Source organism: Anaerosporomusa subterranea, assembly GCF_001611555.1.
GTDB lineage: Bacteria > Bacillota > Negativicutes > Sporomusales > Acetonemataceae > Anaerosporomusa > Anaerosporomusa subterranea.
Genome location: NZ_LSGP01000017.1, coordinates 244,993 through 262,132 on the forward strand (window position 1 = coordinate 244,993; position 17,140 = coordinate 262,132).

Genomic DNA, 17,140 nt, shown 5'->3' on the forward strand with positions numbered 1-17,140 from the left:
AGATGAGCGGGGATGAATTCAATTAACACAATATACAGAAGGTAACGAATGTTAATTACCGAATGGAAAAAGGCCTTTCAATTCTTTGGTCAATTCATTAACATGAGTATGATTCACCGGTGTAATTTCTTTTTTGTCGCTATATGTAACGCATCACTCATTTCCTATACCGGACATTGAATAAGAAAAAGTACACAATTTTGTGCAGTTTAACTTTGCGATAATTGTGTACTTTCATATTTCCATAACACTAACAGAGGAAACGAAAACAGCCAAAGATATAGAGCTTTTTTGCGATGTTTGTCCTTCCGATTTATTCGCTATCCAAATCATTCGGGCTGCAAAGACTACCCGGTAGCATACTTGAACAATACTTTTGTGCCCTGGCTGATTTATAGAATTTAGAGAGGAGGTATTAATTAGGCTTAATAGCAGATGTTAGCATTTAGTTTTCTTTTGTACACCGGCCTAATTATGGAATTTAGAAAGGGGTTGTATTCATGAAGGTAGCTTTGACGGGGAAAAAAGGGATTCCTATGCAGATACTAATAGCATTTATTCTAAGTATTGTAGTTGGAATTATGTATCCCGCTTTTGCGAAATCTATTAAGCCGCTGGGAGATATTTTTATTACACTCATCAAAATGATTATTGTACCGGTAATTTTTTGTACGATTACTACCGGCATTGCCGGTATGGGCGATATGCAGAAATTAAAACGGGTAGGCACTAAAATGTTAGTCGTTTATGTTGGTATGACGTTTGTGGCATGTGCCATTGGATTAGGCGTGGGGTATCTGGTCCGTCCGGGAATGGGTGTTACTATGGCGGCGTCTCAGGCATTCACCCAAGTGGTTAAAACACCGACAGTCGGGGACTTTTTATTGGCTATGATACCCTCAAATTTTGTGGGGGCGCTAGCTAAAGGAGATATTGTGCAAGTTTTGGTATTGGGAGTTTTTGTGGGGGTTGCCCTTATAGGCCTTGGCAAAAAAGCTTCAACAGTTAAAGAGGTATTGGAGCAAGGTGCAAGTATCAGCTTTTACATTATAGATATTATTATGCTGTACTCGCCAATTGGTGTATTTGCATTGATGGCTAATGCAGTTGCTGTTTATGGTGTTTCGATTTTTGGCGCGATGATGAAATATATTATTGCTGAGTATATTGCCGCGCTATTAATAGTGATTTTAGTTTTTATATTGCCGCTCATGTTGTTTGCGAGGATCAATATAGGTAAAGCGATTAAAGATATCGGCGCAGTTTTCATTATGAGTGTTTCAACCTGCAGCGGCGCTGCTACTCTTCCTTTGGCAATGGATACGGCCACGAGCAAATTCAAACTACCCCAATGGCTCGTTGACTTTTGCCTGCCGCTGGGCGGTACTGTCAATTCGACTGGAGCCGCTATGTATAAATCTATTCTTATTGTTTTCGCGAGCGATTTTTACGGGCTTACGCTATCTGTTGATCAAATGATCATAACTGTGCTGATATCGACCATGCTTTCTGTCGCTTCGCCGGGAATCCCAGGCGGTGGGATAGTTATGAGTGCTATTATGCTGAACCTGATGGGGCTGCCTTATGAAATTGCCGGTATGCTTGCCGGTATATATCGTCTGGTTGACATGGTTCATACCCCAATGAATGTAATTGGCGATATTGTAGGGGCAATCCTGATAGGCAAAAGTGAAGGACTTTGGTCGAATGAAGAGTATGTGAAGGAAAGTGAAGCCTGAATTTATTGAAACGGCAAATGTTGAAAGGTTTTCAACTGATTTCAAATTTAAAAGCCTACGGGCGAGGAGGATGTAATGATGTCAAACGCAGGATGCAGAATCTTTTTAAAAGTCAACCGTCCCAGTAGAAATCTGGTAGAAGGCTTTAAAGGAATACCGGTCGCCAATATTGCCGATGAAATGAATCGTTTCAGTTGTGTGGATGCGCGGATTAAGCCGCTTAATTCCCAACCGCTGTTAGGGACGGCATTTACGGTGAAAACAAGAATTTCTGATAATTTACTGCTCCATAAGGCGTTAGAACTTGCCCAGCCTGGAGACGTTATCGTCGTTGATGCCCAGGGCGATACAGTTAATGCGATAACCGGCGAAATTATGATGTTGACGGCTGAAAAACTGGGATTGGCCGGTGTCGTTGTTGACGGTGCAGTGCGTGATGCCGATGCACTGAAAGAATTGAATATGCCTGTATATGCAGCCGGGGTTACTCCCAAAGGTCCTTACAAAGATGGTCCGGGCGAAATCAATGTGCCGGTATGCATCGGCGGAATCGCTGTCAACCCAGGGGATATCGTGGTAGGAGACGCGGATGGTATTGTGATAATCAATCCGTCCGACGCTGCGGTTATACTGGAAAAGGCTAAAGGAAAGTTGGCTAAGGAGCAGGAGATACTTAAGGGAATTAGGGATGGTGTTCCCAGAGATAAAAGTTGGGTAGATAAAACCCTAAAGACACTGAACTGTGAAATTATCGATGATTATTATCGATAAGAGCAGGTGGTTGTCTATGCCGGGTAACGGCAAGCGGAGAGTAGTGGCATACAATAACGTAATTAATGGAGGCACGTAATATGATTTCCAAACGAGCTCGCGAGGTTCAAATTTCGCCTACAGTGGCACTGACCGGCAAGATAGCTGAGCTCAGGCGACAAGGAACAGACATCATCTCATTTAACATTGGCGAACCAGATTTTCCAACACCGGATTATGTAAAAAAGGCGGCTTTTGATGCGATTAACAAGAACTTTACCAAATATCCTCCCGCTAGCGGCTTTCTGGATCTGAAAGAGGCGGTGGTTAATAAATTGCGGATTGATAATGGGCTATCCTATGATCCCAAACAGATTTGCGTTAGCAACGGAGCGAAGCAGGCGGTGGTTAATGCGTTGTACGCGTTATGCGGCGAGGGGGACGAAGTCATTATTCCTGTGCCTTGCTGGGTGAGTTATACGGAGATGGTTAAGCTGACCGGAGCGGATTCGGTGCTAGTCAAGGTCGACGAAAAGAATGGTTTTGCGCTTGATCTGGCGGCAATCGAGTCGGCGATAACGCCGCGCACTAAGGCGATCATTATCAACACGCCGAACAATCCATCCGGAGCGGTATACAGCGAGGAGAGCTTACGGCAGCTTGCCGCCATGGCAGTGGAGCACGATTTTTACATCATCTCAGATGAAATCTATGAGAAACTTATTTTCGACGAGGAAAAACATTTTTGTATTGGGTCGATTTCGCCTGAGGTGCAAGAGCGGTGTGTGATCATCAACGGGGTGTCCAAAGCATATGCCATGCCGGGCTGGCGGATTGGTTATTCCGCTGCTGCCAAACCAATTGCCAAGGCAATCGAAGCATTTCAAAGTCAAATGACATCAGGGGCCTGTTCCGTTTCTCAAAAGGCGGCGCTTGCGGCAATAACCGGACCGCAGGACGACCTAAATAAAATGCGGGAGGAATATGACAGACGGCGGCGCTTTATGCAGAAACGGCTTAGCGAGATCGATGGTTTTGCATGTGACCCGGTCAAAGGAGCATTTTATTTACTTCCGGATATTTCAGGATTGCTGGGACGGACATATGCTGGGAAAACTATTGCCAGCTCGATGGATCTTGCCTCCTTTTTGCTGGAAAAAGCCAATATTGCTGTAGTTCCGGGGGAAGCGTTTAACGCTAAGGACAAATTGAGATTTTCTTATGCGAACTCAATGGATAATCTGGCGGAAGGGCTTAATCGGATCGAAGCCGCTATTGCTCTGTTGAGCTAAGCAGAGGAACGAGAGCAGCTAAAAATATAGAGTATTTTAGTACGATAAAAGCGTAAATGTTAGACGTCGATGGGCGTTTTACATTTGCGCTTATTCTTTTACAATAAGAGAGTAATTGGTCCGGCGAAATTGCTTTTAGGGCTTGACTTTAATTAGCTGGTCTTTGTCCCTCTATAGCAAACGAAAGGTACGCCTAGGGTGTGAGCCTAGGGCGTACCTTTTTGCCTCCGTTCGGCTTGGCGGGAGGTATTTGTACGAATACATACCAAATTGCCGGAATTTTGCAGGGAATCGCGAAGCGGCAGATAATGTATGTATTGTGGGGCTTTTGCACTAATTTTTGCTAAATGAGGGGGCGGGCAGTTTAATACGCTTCCGTTACTTTAAAGACTCTTCGCCGTTTAACTCTATGTAAAAATACTTTCATTGTAGGAGATTAAAATGATAAAGTTTATGAGAACAATAACGAGCATCAGCCTGATCATCATAGTAGTCTTGGCAGTAAGTGGCTGTGCTACCAAAGGTGTTAGTCGACCACCAGAACCTGCTAAGCAACAAGTTGTTCAAGACGCGGCAGTCACAGAAAAAGCGGTTATGGATAACTTCAATGCGCTAATGCAGAAAAAGGATATCACTGTCCAGGAGATAATTAAGTACATTGATGAAAATATTGCTGCTGTATCGCAAATTAGCGCATCAACTATGGTCATTGGGCTTGAGAACGTTCAAAAGGAAAAGCTGCCCAAACTGCAAGACAAAGTTGGCGATAGCGAGGCAGTCCAAATAGCATTGACAAGAATCTATAAAAATGGTCTAACAAGTCAAGCTATCAGTAGTATCGAAAACAAAGAAGTCAAAGATATATTGATTGAGGCCCAAAACAGCGGTTTCAAGATCGAAACAGCCGAAGGAATGTACTTTCCCGTAATCGACTACTCCGCTTACAAGAAGTACCGCAATGCTGTTACCCAAGACATTGCTGCCTTTATGGATATCATGGCTGTTGAATCAGATAAAACTCCTATTAAGGATGCTGCACTCACGATAAGCTGGAGTGAAATACTCAAGCGGGCGATGACGCAAGAACAGTTTATCAAGAACTATGGCAATTCAGCTAAAGTAGAAGATATAGCACAAGTACTAAACCGTTATGCGGCTTTCGCCCTATATGGTGCCAATAATACGCCTTTATTTAGCTATGATACGAAACAAATGGTGCCGGAAGCTAAGAAAACGTATTTGGAAACTATGTTTGATGCTAATAAAGGTAGTTTTTCAAAGGTCATGAGTGAGTATCTTGCTTTGTTGACAAAGAATGATTATAAATTAACTGATGAGGTACAGAAATATAGAAATAAAGCATCCGAGGAAATTCGCTAAACATGGTGGGGCGTTTGGTTAACGTGTGAAATTGCTCCGCCAGCGTTCTGTAATCCAGATTGCTCATAAGTGTCTCAGCGTACCCGCAGCTATATAAAATAAAAACAACATATACCGGCAAAATTCTGCAAAAGAATTCATTTTTGCAGGATTTCGCCGTTTTTTTGGGAATGTAATGAGGAGGGGGTCTGTAGCTTTTTCGCTGAAGAGAGAGACCTGATGTATAGGGGTAACGGTTGAATCATTTGTCCGAATTCCAGGCGTTCAAGCAACCTTCACGGCTAAAGGAAGAAACTGAAGTTAGCACGGAAAAAGGCAGTGGACAGGCGTGAACGTGATGAGATTCTCAAAAAGCTCAAAGGATTGGACGGAATATCCATCCGGCAAATTGCCCGAGTGACGGGCATTGGAAAAAACGTGGCAGCAAAGGCATAAGACCGTAGAACCGTCCCCGTGTCTTCCCCGTATCCTCTGTTCATCCACATAGCTTAAGACATAGCTTTGGAACAGATCTCTATATCGGGATTCGCAGAATATCCGCTTAGTACAAAAGGCATTAGGGCATGCCGATATATCCACGCCAATGATATATACACATATTATTGATACCGAACTAGAAGAGGCGATGAATAGCTTTAGAAGATAGTAATAATACGTTTTTTTTGAATAAGTACGGACAGATTCAACGATAGGCATTTTTATAATGGACAGGAAAAACTACTAAAAATGTTGAATTATAAAATATCAGACCGAGGTTTGAGGCGGGTTCGTTATTAAAAATGAATAGGAGAATTTATAATGAGTTATAACTTGGGATTCATTCAAGATGAAGATATATTTAATCATGTTAAAGAAACGGTGGAACAATATAGATTTAAAATAAACTTAACCGAGTTTAATAATAATATAATTGACCCCATAAAACTTACTTTTGATTCGAAAGTATATGGTAAATCGTATGAAGATATTATTGAAGCCGAATGCATAAGACAAATAGACAAAACTAATTCTAATCATATTGGCTATTTTCACCAGAATATTTTTAAATATCTTGGAGACGGTTGGGAAGTTCCAAGTCAAGGGTATGATGTTATTAATGAAAAGAAGAATATATTCGTTGAACTTAAGAACAAACATAATACAATGAACTCTGCTTCATCTCAAAAAACATATATGAAAATGCAAAGTACAATTCTTAAGAATGATAAAGCAACATGTATGCTTGTTGAAGTAATAGCAAAGAAGAGCCAAAATACTACGTGGGTTACTAGCCTAGACGGTCAACAATATTCACATGAAAGAATAAGAAGAGTCTCTATAGACAAGTTCTACGAAATTGTAACGGCAGATACTTTTGCATTCAAAAAAATGTGTGAAAAGCTACCCTTGATTTTGGATGATGTAGTTTCCTCAATTAAGCGAGGTAAAATTGAAAACTCTGTCTTTGCGGAGTTGAATAATATTTCCCCCAATATCCTAAAAAGCCTATTTTTGCTCTCTTTTAATAAATATGACGGATTTGATTCGTTTGAGGTGTTAAATGAAGAAGAATAAAACTATTTCAGCTACTGATTTTGCAGATATTTTATCTGTATCCAAGAGGACTTTGGAAAAATGGGAGAAAAGTGGAAAGTATATACCAGAATATAATTATAATCTGAAACGAAAAGAATATAAAATATCAGATATTGCCGATATTCCCGAAATAAAGCGGATGTTAGATACTAATTGGCATAGCGAACTGGAGACAAAGCCCAAATCCAATTATAAGTCTATTGAGCTATTTGCGGGTGCAGGAGGTTTAGCTCTTGGGCTTGAAACGGCTGGTTTTGAATCGGTTCTCTTAAATGAAATAGACCATGATGCTTGCTCTACGTTAAGAACAAATCGACCTGAATGGAATGTTGTCGAAGGGGATATTGCCAAGATTGATTTTTCGGATTATAAAGGTAAAATCGATTTCTTGTCGGGGGGCTTTCCGTGCCAAGCTTTTTCTTATGCTGGAAATAAGTTGGGTTTTGATGATACAAGAGGAACATTGTTTTTCCAATTAGCTAGGGCAATACGCGAAACAGCGCCAAAAGTTTTTTTGGCAGAAAACGTACGTGGCCTTCTGAATCATGATAACGGGAGAACCATGGAAACAATTAAAAATGTAATAGCTGAAATTGGCTATACTTTAATTGAGCCTAGAGTTCTTAAAGCTATCCACTATCAAGTGCCTCAAAAACGTGAGCGGTTATTTCTTATTGGTATACGCAATGATTTTGCGCAGGGTATTAAATATTTGTGGCCATCTCCATATAAACGAATAATGACGTTAAGAGATGCTTTATTCAAGGGAGATCTTTACGACAGTGATGTTCCAAACTCGATAGGGCAAAAGTATCCTCCGAGAAAGAAACAAATCATGGATATGGTTCCGATGGGGGGGTACTGGCGCGATTTACCAATAGACATACAAAAGGAATATATGCAAAAAAGCTTTTATCTAGGCGGTGGAAAGACTGGGATTGCAAGAAGGCTATCGATGGACGAACCAAGTTTGACTTTAACTTGTGCACCAGCCCAAAAACAAACTGAACGTTGTCACCCACTTGAAACAAGACCTTTAACTATTAGAGAATATGCTAGAATTCAGACTTTCCCAGACTCATGGGTATTTGCGGGCGCGTTAAATAGTCAATATAAACAAATAGGAAATGCTGTACCAGTAAATCTAGCATATGCGGTAGGAAGAAGCCTAATTAGATTGTTGAATGATATTTATGAACAATATGATATTGTACCAAAAGAGGCATGTTTGAGTAATGTTGGGTAATTTCAATAGAGACATATTTGTTGGCGAGATGCAACTCTATGCTTAAATCCCAACTGCTTCTTTTATTGGGTAGTCATAAGTCGGTCATCTATGATTTGTGCGGATTTGCAATAAACGGGAAAATCCTTTATCATAGAATGTGCAATATAACTATGGCGGAGGTTAGGCCTTTATGGATACAAACGATGCACTCTTTTGGTGGAAGTATTCGCCAAATGTCTTGAGAAATAAGGGAGATATCATCGTTCCTTTGAAATGTGCTATCAAATTGCCTTCGGAGCTGAGTGTAGATTTTGACGGTGTTGCTCACAGTCTTATTATAGATTCCAGGAATCGAATTCGTGGCACTGGTGCTGGCGATGCAATTTTTAACTGGTTATCACAAGCTCGCTTAAGACTAGGAGATTCCGTCCCTGTGTTTTTCGACCAGACCTCAAACAAGCTTATTTTTGACTCAAAAAAAGCGATACGGACGATTGTACAATATGCTAGTCGATAGATAGTTAACCCCGCGATTCTTCGCGGGGGTTTGTATTGTTATGTAGTTTTAATTATACGTCTTTTGGTAACCGCCTTAGGTGTTTTATCCTTTGGCTTTTTAGGAATTTCCCGTGCCGAGTTGAACGTGACTAGTTTTTCCCAATCGATAGTACCATCCTGATGGCAGAACATTGATATGAATTCGGCGGTAAACCTATTTGTTGCCGCATCGAAAGCAGCACGGAACTGCGGCAGGTGCTCCTGAGGCTTATTTTTCATCAAGCGAATGATGGCAAGATAGAAGTCTTCATCACCCGTGATCTCGGCCCAAAAGGCTTGTCCCGCTAGCTCCCTGTATGAGGCTGTGGATTTTGGTGATTGTTTCTTTCGTCCATAGCAGTATCCCACCACTGGATCAAACTGTTTCTGAAGTTTTTGCATTCGTTTCCCTAGTGCGTCGAAATCTTGTTTTTGCCTTTTTTTTGATTGAGCATTAAATACATTAATTCCGCTTTTTACAGCGATGGCCATATATTTCGCGTCTGTTTCTATTGCGACATCCGCTCCCTCAGTTGGGGAAGCGACTCCGCCCGAAACAAACTTGGCGAGTGGCTCAAAAAAGGCATCGCCAAATATGCCTTCATCGGAGCTTGACATGTATGCCGCCAGCGTTCCCTCGACTATTTCAGAGGCCCTCTGCGTGCCAATAGCTCTGAAAAGATATGGGTTTTTTCGAGTGAGTGCCTTTCGTAGGTCAAGCGTTGAAATTTTGGCAATTCTTCTCTTGTAAAAGTCGTCCAACAACTCTGCAATTTTCGCTTCGACCGCTTTTGCAACTATCATTTAGCTATCCCCTTTTCAACCGACTATATCGGTGAGCTGTGCTTGCAGCTTTTCTGTCTGCATATGGGTGGATGTACCCCTACTTCTCTTCGTGCGTATCATGGCGTTTCCCTCGCGACAGCACGGAGGGCTTGTCCAACAGCCTTTCCTAAACCTATAGGAAAGGCGTTTCCTATCTGGCGATAGCATTCAATAAATACAAGTTCATTGTTTCTCTGCAAAATCCTGCTGTTCGGATTAGAGCGGTGCTGATATTTGAGTGCTGTTATAGCTGAACATAGCCATGAAAGTACATTTTATTTAGATCGAGAAGGTAGCTATCTTTAGCGTTGCCAAGTGTATCTTTTTTCCTGTTACAATATGGATGTAGCGGCGCAAGTTTTTTATTTACCCAGTCTATGATATCGCTAAATTCACAAGACCAAACGCCATTCACAGGTTCTACTGTGTAGATTTTCTCGCTCCACTTTTGTTTATATTCCGTCTGACGCCAATTAACCCAAAAGATAATCGCAATATCAGGATAATTTTTAAGATATCTTTCATAATCTTTTTTATTGAAAGTAACTGTAAACTGAGGTTCTATGCTATATAATTCTTTGACCTTAAAAAATGGCGTAGTCTGGCACTTTAGATCAGCAAGCCGGCCGTATGATGTAACTAAGTCTGGCACATAAGGGTTATTGCTTTTTTCAGGATTTAGTGATACATCTACATCTTTAACCTTTGGGGCAATATGCGAGATGAAGTATTGCTCTTGTGGTACTCCATAATGTTTTACCCACCATTGTTTGTCTTCAGTGTCGTGCATAATGTACCTCCGATAAAGAAGTTATTATAAGGCCCCAAACAAAAACACAGCACCTCCCGTTTTTTAGTTAGTGCTGGTCTAAGTACTGTATTCACTTTTTTATTTGCTTGTCATGTATGGTTATTCTTCAGAAAGGCCTAAAGACCTGCCTGTTTATAAAAAATATTGAAATATTATCGCAATATGGGAGAACGTGAAGGATAGAGGATAATGTTGGCGAGAATGAAGCATGAAAATAGTGTAAAATACTTCTGAATTGTTAAAATGTCGATTTTCTTTCGTCACGAGTAAGCATTCGCTGCAACTGAATAATCACCCAGTAACGCAATTTCTTATCGCCGCTTTGTGCCAGTATAACACACTGTCAAGATGACTAAGCTGCCCCCGAGAATTTTATCTCCTTTTCGGATTATCAGATAACCCCAAAAGCCAATCGGTCGACACTTCATAAAAGTTAGCCATTTTAATCAGCGTTTCAATGCTAATTGCCCTTCTGCCGTGTTCAAGAGAACCAACTGCGCTTGCAGTAATACCAACGGCTTCGCCAACTTCTTTTAGCTTTAAATTGCGCTGTTTTCGCAGATATTCAAGCCTTTGTGCTAATATTGGCAGAATCATGATAATCATCCTTTAAAAAGTAGTTGACGGTGTGCTGGTGGCACGGTATAATCAGAACAAAAGGCGTGCTAATGGCACAAAAATGCAAGGAAAAGAAAGATGGAATAGCCCAATAAAAGAAGCGAGGGATTGGTAAACTGCACTGCTGAGTCAAAAGTGGGGTGAAACGTGTAAGGGATTATACAAAAAGAAACAAAGCCTGTGTGCCGAGGTGAGAAGCGGCGGGCAGGGAAAGCATGCATTCCATGGTTCAATCGCCTTCATTATATCGTAATCAAGCTATCCTCACAATGGAGCCAGCTTGCTGAATTCAAGGCAAGCATGATCCTTTATCCAAACATAGGCGCAAAATGCGCCCATACCACTTTGGCGGCACGCAGTGCTGGCGTTTTGGCGGTTCGAAAAATGTAATTGTCGTTTTTTCTCAGTATTACCTGCGTTCCCGCCTATCTGACAGACCAGCCAGGTAATCCAGTGAGACATGAAAGTATTCGGCAATATCAACTGCAACGTCAAAAGGCGGCAGCCTATAACCAGTTTCCCAATGGCCGACAGTTTGTTTGGCGGCACCTAATTTTTCGCCGAGTTGTTCTTGCGCAAGATTATTTGTCGTTCGCAGTTCTTTTAGTCTCTGACAAAAAACTTCTCGTTTCAACATAAAAACAACTCCTTGACAAGACTCCTTTGAGGAGACTATAATAAAAACGTTAAATCTCCTTAGAGGAGATTCGTAAAAGGATGATAGCGCTATAGGAGACTTATCAATATAAGCTCAACCGTCAACTTCGGCTATATCCCAACAATTTATACTAATGTTTGCGGAGGCAAGTCTTTTTCTGATCTGTAAGAAAAAAATCTTTATTTATCATAATTACCCCCCCTTGGCGTTTGCTAATAGGGAAACCTATGTCATGAAAAGTGTCATTTAGTCACAAACAATAAGCTGGCTGATCTAAATTGACACCTGCCAATGGGGACATAACCCTAGATCTTAATAGCCTATCAGGGCTAACCGGTCTAATTTCGTCCAACCGTAAGCTATCACTACAACAAACTAAGCCGCTCAACCGCTCTACCCATCCATTCGCAGCCGGAACAGCGGCCAGTTTAGAAATCTGGCATGAAAGGAGTGAATCATTTTTCCCCGACAACTCAATAAAAAGCGAGGTGAAACAGAAGCGGCATTCAAAGTGTCGAGTGAATGCTGCCCGGTTTCCTGCGCCCAAATTGCGTTGTAGCGAACGCATGCGGGCTATGAACTCATGGCAACTACATTATAGCGCATCTGCCGGAGGCCGTAAACATACCGGTTTATTTGGCATGCCTGCGGCGGGGAGTACGCGCCTGGCAGTCGTTTGGCGCAGCCTAAAGAAAAGAAGGTGAAGGCTATGGAGAGTAACACAGACCTGTCTGGTCAGGGAATACAAAGCCGGTTTGCCGCGAATTTATCGATGCTGTTTACTGAGATTCCATTTCTAGAACGGTTTGACCTGGCCCGACTGGAGTACATTCCTCGTCCGGACAGCAGGTCTTCGCTGGACTGGCTGGCGGATTTCGACCGCGGGTTGAGAAGATAATAAGCTTTAATGGGGAAGAGGGAGTGGATAGGCTTGAAAATCGGATTTATTGGACTTGGTATCATGGGTAAGCCGATGAGCAAAAATTTGTTGAAAGCCGGTTATGAGCTGATTGTATGCGACGTGACCAAAGCCGCGGTGGATGAAGTCGTTGCCGCCGGGGCGAACCGCGCGGCATCGCCGCGGGAGGTCGCCGCACAGACCGAAGTGATCATTACCATGCTGCCTAATTCACCTCAGGTCAGGCAAGTCGTGCTGGGGGAAAACGGCCTCATTGAAGCGGCTAAAGCAGGATCAGTCTTGATTGATATGAGCTCGATCGCGCCGCTGGTGAGCCGGGAAATTGCCGCCAGTCTGGCGGAGAAGGGGATCGAGATGCTGGACGCGCCGGTAAGCGGCGGCGAGCCGAAAGCGATTGACGCGACCTTGTCGATCATGGTCGGCGGGAAAAAAGTGGTTTACAATCGATTGCATCCGGTGCTGAAGGCGATGGCGGCATCTGTGGTGCTGGTTGGCGATATCGGAGCCGGCAATGTCGCTAAGCTTGCTAACCAAATTATTGTCGCCCTGAATATTGCCGCCGTGTCGGAGGCGCTGGTTCTGGCCGCCAAGGCCGGTGTCGAGCCGGAATTAGTGTATCAGGCAATACGGGGTGGCCTGGCCGGCAGCACGGTGCTGGATGCGAAAGCGCCGTTGATGCTGGAGCGTAAGTTTAACCCCGGCTTCCGTATCGGTCTGCACATTAAGGATCTAACTAACGTGCTGGAGACCTCGCATGAGCTGGGCGTGCCGCTGCCGCTTACCGCCGCCGTCATGGAGATGCTGCAGGCGCTTAAGGCTGACGGACTGGCGGGAGCTGATCATGGCGCGCTGGTACAGTATTATGAAAAGCTGGCAAAGGTCACGTTAGCCCCGTTAGCATAAGCTGCCGGCGCGTGGGCTGTTACGCTCTGGGCAATAGAGCTGAATATAAAAAAGCTAAGCAAGAGAGGAGAAGCAAAATGAACAAAAGTACAACACAAAACAAGGTTGGATTCAGGCCCCGCGGAGTGATCCCGGCGGTGATAACCCCGCTGACGCCGGAAGGGAAATTTAACGCAAAGGCAATGCGCAAGCTGATCAATTATCTGATTGACGGCGGCGTACACGGTCTGTTTGTTGTCGGTACTACCGGCGAATTTTACGGGCTGAGTTATGAAGAGAAACGGGAAATCTTTCAGGTTGTCATGGATGAGACCAGGCAAAGAGTGCCGGTTTATGCCGGAACAAACGGCATTACCACCCGGGAAAGCGTCGAATTGACGCAGCTGGCGGAACAATGCGGCGTGGACGCGGTATCGGTCCTGACTCCCATGTTCATCAGTCCCAGCCAGGAGCAGCTGATTACCCACTACACAACGATTGCGCAAAACACGTCCTTGCCTGTTCTGCTGTATAACAACCCTCCCAAGACCGGGGTCAATCTTGCCGCCGCTACTGTCGCCAAGCTGGCTGCGGTGCTGAACATCGTTAGCATCAAAGACTCCAGCGGCGATCTGACATTAACTACTGAATATATTCGTCTGACCAGAGACCGGGATGATTTTAACGTTTTGGTCGGGCGGGATACGCTTATTTATGGCGCTTTATGCTATGGCGCGGCGGGCTCGATTGCCGCCTGCGCCAACGTTGCGCCCAGGCTTTGCGCCGACATTTACGACAAATTCATCGCTGGCGACCGTGAAGGTTCCCTTAATGCCCAGTTTACACTAGCGCCTTTGCGGATCGCCTTCACGATCGGCACGTTCCCTGCAGTCATCAAAGAGTCTCTGAGTTTGCTTGGCATTGAGGCCGGGCCTTGCATGGAGCCGGTTGGGCCGATGACCCCGGAGGAACGGGTAAAGCTCCGTCAAGTGCTGATCGGAATGGGATTGCTTAAATAGCTGCCCGAAAAGAGGAGGAAATGGTATGGACATTAAAGCGGCGAAGCGAATGGACGTGGTTCCATTTTCCGGCATCCGCAAGATTATGGAAAAAGGGGTTCAATTGGAGAAACAGGGGGTCAAGGTCATTCATCTGGAGATCGGGCGGCCCGATTTTGATACTCCTGTCAACATCAAACAGGCTGCCAAACGCTGCCTGGATGAAGGAAAGGTATTTTATACCTCCAACTATGGCATCCCAGAGCTGCGTAAGGCGATAACGGAAAAACTGGCAACGGAAAATGGCGTGTCATACGATCCGGACACAGAAGTTATTGTTACTGTGGGATTAAGTGAAGCGATTTTCGATGTTCTGACCTCTCTGCTGGACGCAGGGGATGAGATATTAGTGCCTGATCCGGTCTGGTTGAATTACATTCATGTGCCAAGGCTGGTTGGGGCGGTTCCGGTGACGTACAACCTGTTGGAAAAGAATAATTACCAATTGGATATTGCGGAAATCGAGCGCAAAATAACCAGCAAAACGAAAATGATCGCCATCATTACGCCGAATAACCCAACCGGCGGCGTACTGAACAAGGACGTATTGGAAAAGCTGGCGGCAATCGCGATTAAGCACAACTTGATCGTGCTTTCCGATGAGATTTACGAAAAGATTATTTACGATGGCAATACCCACTATAGCATAGCTTCATTTCCCGGCATGAAGCAGAGAACCGTGACGCTAAACGGTTTCTCAAAAGCCTATTCGATGACAGGCTGGCGACTGGGCTACATGGCCGCTCCGGCAGCGATTATCGACGCGTCAGTGAGAATGCATCAGTATATCACGACCTGTGCGTTATCGTTTGGCCAGTATGCGGCGATTGAGGCGCTGAAGAATTCTGATGATTCAGTTTCTGGTATGGTAGCTGAATACCAGCGGAGACGGGACTATGTTGTGCAGGCGATCAATGGTATTGACCGCTTAAGCTGCCAGAAACCGGGCGGCGCATTCTATGTGTTTGTTAATATCAAACAGCTGAACCGAACCGATGAAGAGGTTGCGGAGTATTTGCTGCATGACGCCGGAGTGACACTGGTTCCAGGAACCGCTTTTGGCGATAATGGGGCCGGCTATTTGCGGCTGTCCTACGCCAACAGCTATGAAAATCTGGTAGAAGCCTGCGAACGGATAAAACGCTCCATTGAAAAATTGCAATAAGCGGTAGAAGCCAAGGCGGGACAGTAGCTGACGAAAGGAAGACTGCTTCGTCCTCGCAGTGACATGGTAGTTTTTAGTGTTTAGTTTTTAGAGGGGGCTACAAACTACGAACTACCGTGCCATCGCGAGCGGAGCGCGACGATTTTCTTGTTTCGTAATTGACTGCCTGGAATGAGTGCGGCTGGGCTGCCTATTTGCATTGCGGAATTCGCGTATGGAAATTAGCGGGGAGGCGTGAGTATGAAAAAAATTCCGTTATCACAGAAAATAGTGATTGCCATTATCCTGGGAGCGGTAGTCGGGATGAGTACGGGAAAGACATGGACTCCTTATCTTGAGCCGCTGGGGAAGATATTCATCAATCTGTTGAAGATGGTTGTCGTTCCTTTAGTATTCAGTTCAATTACCCTGGGCGTTGCTCAGATTGCCGATATCAAGCAGTTTGGCCGCATTGGCGTAAAAGTCGCTATGTATTATTTTGTAACAACGATCGTCGCCGCATTAATCGGAGTCGGTTGCGCGCTCCTCATTCAGCCCGGCTTAGGCTTTGCGGTTGAGAGCGCTGAAAAGGTGAAGGCGGCAAATCCGCCCGCCTTAATGGATGTGCTTGTCGGCATGATTCCGAGCAATGTTATTGATGCCATGGCGAAAATGGATCTGAATGCCATAATATTCTTTTCTATTATGTTGGGAATCGCCCTGGTCTTAATCGGCGACAAGAAAAAAGCGATCGTCGATGTGCTGATTTCCTTTAATGCGGCCATGATCAGGCTGACCGAAATCTGCATACAGTTCGCTCCGATCGGCGTCTTTGCATTAATGACGATTACGACCGGAAAATATGGTTTGAGTTTAGTTAAGCCGCTTGCCAAGTTTTTCGCCGCCGAATACCTGGCTATGCTTTTACAAATATTTGTCGTGTATGCTGCGATAACATTCCTGATTGTGAAAGTAAATTTCTTTACCTATCTGAATCGGATCAAAGATGTCATTATCATGGCTGTAAGTACAACCAGCAGCGCGGCGACCTTGCCGCTTGAGCTGGAGGTTGCCCAGTCCAAGCTGGGGATTCCGTCGCATCTTGCCGGATTTTCTTTGCCGCTGGGAGCAACGATTAATCAGCATGGAGCAGCGTTGAACATACCGATTTGCGTTATATTCTCGGCTCAGGCATTTGGCTTGAATTTGGGCCTGGGCGACATCTTCACGATAACATTCCTGGCAATTATCATGTCGACAGGAGCCGCGGGCGTTCCTGCCAGCGCCAGCGTATTCGTGCTGATGATACTAAGCCGGTTTGGCCTGCCGGCGGAAGCGTTCGCGATGATTCTGGCTGTATACACATTGCTTGACATGGGTCTTACCGCCGTTAATGTCGTCGGCGACCTGGTCTGTGTCAGCGCCGTAGCGGAAGCGGAGAACCTTCAGGACAGATCGGCCTGGGATACAAACCGCTCGACAACGGTCTGATATTTCAATACGAAGAGGTCATTATCAAGAAAGGCCTGGTTGGCGTAACACACCCCACCCTTCGCACAGTGCCTAGTGTTGAGCGTGCCTGGACGGCACGCTCAACTGAGTGAAACGACGTGGCAATCTATTTACATGCGTAACCAATAAGCATGGGCTGCACAAAGCCCATGCTTATTGGTTACGGAGGCAGTTTAACAGATGTGTTTGACCGCTAAAATGCCAATGCTGCA

At 44.5% G+C, this 17,140-nt stretch carries 17 protein-coding genes; 13 read left to right on the forward strand and 4 right to left on the reverse strand.

Annotation, left to right across the window (positions count from 1 at the left end):
• Window positions 1-500 precede the first annotated feature (500 nt).
• The 8 genes from AXX12_RS08685 to AXX12_RS08715 all read left to right on the forward strand — a co-directional run bounded on the left by AXX12_RS08685 (window position 501) and on the right by AXX12_RS08715 (window position 8,481).
• Window positions 501-1,739, forward strand: coding sequence for a dicarboxylate/amino acid:cation symporter (locus AXX12_RS08685; RefSeq protein ID WP_066241050.1), 1,239 nt, complete (start codon window positions 501-503; stop codon window positions 1,737-1,739).
• A 78-nt stretch (window positions 1,740-1,817) separates the two neighbouring features.
• The gene (locus AXX12_RS08690; protein WP_066241052.1) at window positions 1,818-2,510 is read left to right on the forward strand and encodes an RraA family protein; all 693 of its coding nucleotides are present in this window, start codon (window positions 1,818-1,820) and stop codon (window positions 2,508-2,510) included.
• Between the two features lie 80 nt (window positions 2,511-2,590).
• On the forward strand, window positions 2,591-3,781 hold the full coding sequence (locus AXX12_RS08695) for a pyridoxal phosphate-dependent aminotransferase (protein ID WP_066241053.1): 1,191 nt from the start codon (window positions 2,591-2,593) through the stop codon (window positions 3,779-3,781).
• Window positions 3,782-4,222: 441 nt separating this feature from the next.
• Window positions 4,223-5,161 carry a hypothetical protein gene (locus AXX12_RS08700; protein WP_066241056.1) on the forward strand — a complete coding sequence of 313 codons (939 nt, stop codon included), beginning with the start codon at window positions 4,223-4,225 and terminating at the stop codon, window positions 5,159-5,161.
• Between the two features lie 535 nt (window positions 5,162-5,696).
• Window positions 5,697-5,807, forward strand: coding sequence for a site-specific integrase (locus AXX12_RS20285; RefSeq protein ID WP_074431360.1), 111 nt, complete (start codon window positions 5,697-5,699; stop codon window positions 5,805-5,807).
• Between the two features lie 152 nt (window positions 5,808-5,959).
• A complete protein-coding gene (locus tag AXX12_RS08705; RefSeq protein ID WP_066241059.1) occupies window positions 5,960-6,715 on the forward strand; it encodes an Eco47II family restriction endonuclease in 756 nt (251 codons plus the stop codon).
• Complete coding sequence (dcm, locus tag AXX12_RS08710) at window positions 6,702-7,982, forward strand: DNA (cytosine-5-)-methyltransferase (protein WP_066241061.1); 1,281 nt, start codon at window positions 6,702-6,704, stop codon at window positions 7,980-7,982. The genes AXX12_RS08705 and dcm overlap by 14 nt, the downstream gene beginning before the upstream one ends.
• A gap of 172 nt (window positions 7,983-8,154) precedes the next feature.
• Window positions 8,155-8,481, forward strand: coding sequence for a hypothetical protein (locus AXX12_RS08715; RefSeq protein WP_066241064.1), 327 nt, complete (start codon window positions 8,155-8,157; stop codon window positions 8,479-8,481).
• Window positions 8,482-8,519: 38 nt separating this feature from the next.
• Here AXX12_RS08715 and AXX12_RS08720 read toward each other — a convergent pair whose 3' ends face one another.
• The 4 genes from AXX12_RS08720 to AXX12_RS08735 form a co-directional block, all read right to left on the reverse strand.
• On the reverse strand, window positions 8,520-9,305 hold the full coding sequence (locus tag AXX12_RS08720) for a PmeII family type II restriction endonuclease (RefSeq protein WP_066241066.1): 786 nt from the start codon (window positions 9,303-9,305) through the stop codon (window positions 8,520-8,522).
• 265 nt (window positions 9,306-9,570) lie between these two features.
• Window positions 9,571-10,116, reverse strand: coding sequence for a hypothetical protein (locus AXX12_RS08725; protein ID WP_066241069.1), 546 nt, complete (start codon window positions 10,114-10,116; stop codon window positions 9,571-9,573).
• Between the two features lie 393 nt (window positions 10,117-10,509).
• The gene (locus AXX12_RS08730) at window positions 10,510-10,734 is read right to left on the reverse strand and encodes a helix-turn-helix domain-containing protein (protein WP_066241072.1); all 225 of its coding nucleotides are present in this window, start codon (window positions 10,732-10,734) and stop codon (window positions 10,510-10,512) included.
• 430 nt (window positions 10,735-11,164) lie between these two features.
• A complete protein-coding gene (locus tag AXX12_RS08735; protein WP_066241075.1) occupies window positions 11,165-11,392 on the reverse strand; it encodes a helix-turn-helix domain-containing protein in 228 nt (75 codons plus the stop codon).
• Between the two features lie 730 nt (window positions 11,393-12,122).
• Here AXX12_RS08735 and AXX12_RS08740 point away from each other — a divergent pair.
• The 5 genes from AXX12_RS08740 (at window position 12,123) to AXX12_RS08760 (ending at window position 16,907) form a co-directional block, all read left to right on the forward strand.
• A complete protein-coding gene (locus AXX12_RS08740) occupies window positions 12,123-12,311 on the forward strand; it encodes a hypothetical protein (RefSeq protein WP_066241079.1) in 189 nt (62 codons plus the stop codon).
• A gap of 27 nt (window positions 12,312-12,338) precedes the next feature.
• Window positions 12,339-13,235: a 2-hydroxy-3-oxopropionate reductase gene (gene garR, locus AXX12_RS08745; protein ID WP_231881878.1), complete on the forward strand. Its 897-nt coding sequence runs from the start codon at window positions 12,339-12,341 to the stop codon at window positions 13,233-13,235.
• 77 nt (window positions 13,236-13,312) lie between these two features.
• Window positions 13,313-14,233: a 4-hydroxy-tetrahydrodipicolinate synthase gene (gene dapA / locus AXX12_RS08750; protein WP_066241085.1), complete on the forward strand. Its 921-nt coding sequence runs from the start codon at window positions 13,313-13,315 to the stop codon at window positions 14,231-14,233.
• 25 nt (window positions 14,234-14,258) lie between these two features.
• Window positions 14,259-15,437 carry a pyridoxal phosphate-dependent aminotransferase gene (locus tag AXX12_RS08755; RefSeq protein ID WP_066241088.1) on the forward strand — a complete coding sequence of 393 codons (1,179 nt, stop codon included), beginning with the start codon at window positions 14,259-14,261 and terminating at the stop codon, window positions 15,435-15,437.
• Between the two features lie 240 nt (window positions 15,438-15,677).
• Window positions 15,678-16,907 (forward strand): dicarboxylate/amino acid:cation symporter, encoded by a 1,230-nt coding sequence (locus AXX12_RS08760; protein ID WP_066241091.1) that lies wholly within the window; start codon window positions 15,678-15,680, stop codon window positions 16,905-16,907.
• Window positions 16,908-17,140: the final 233 nt, after the last annotated feature.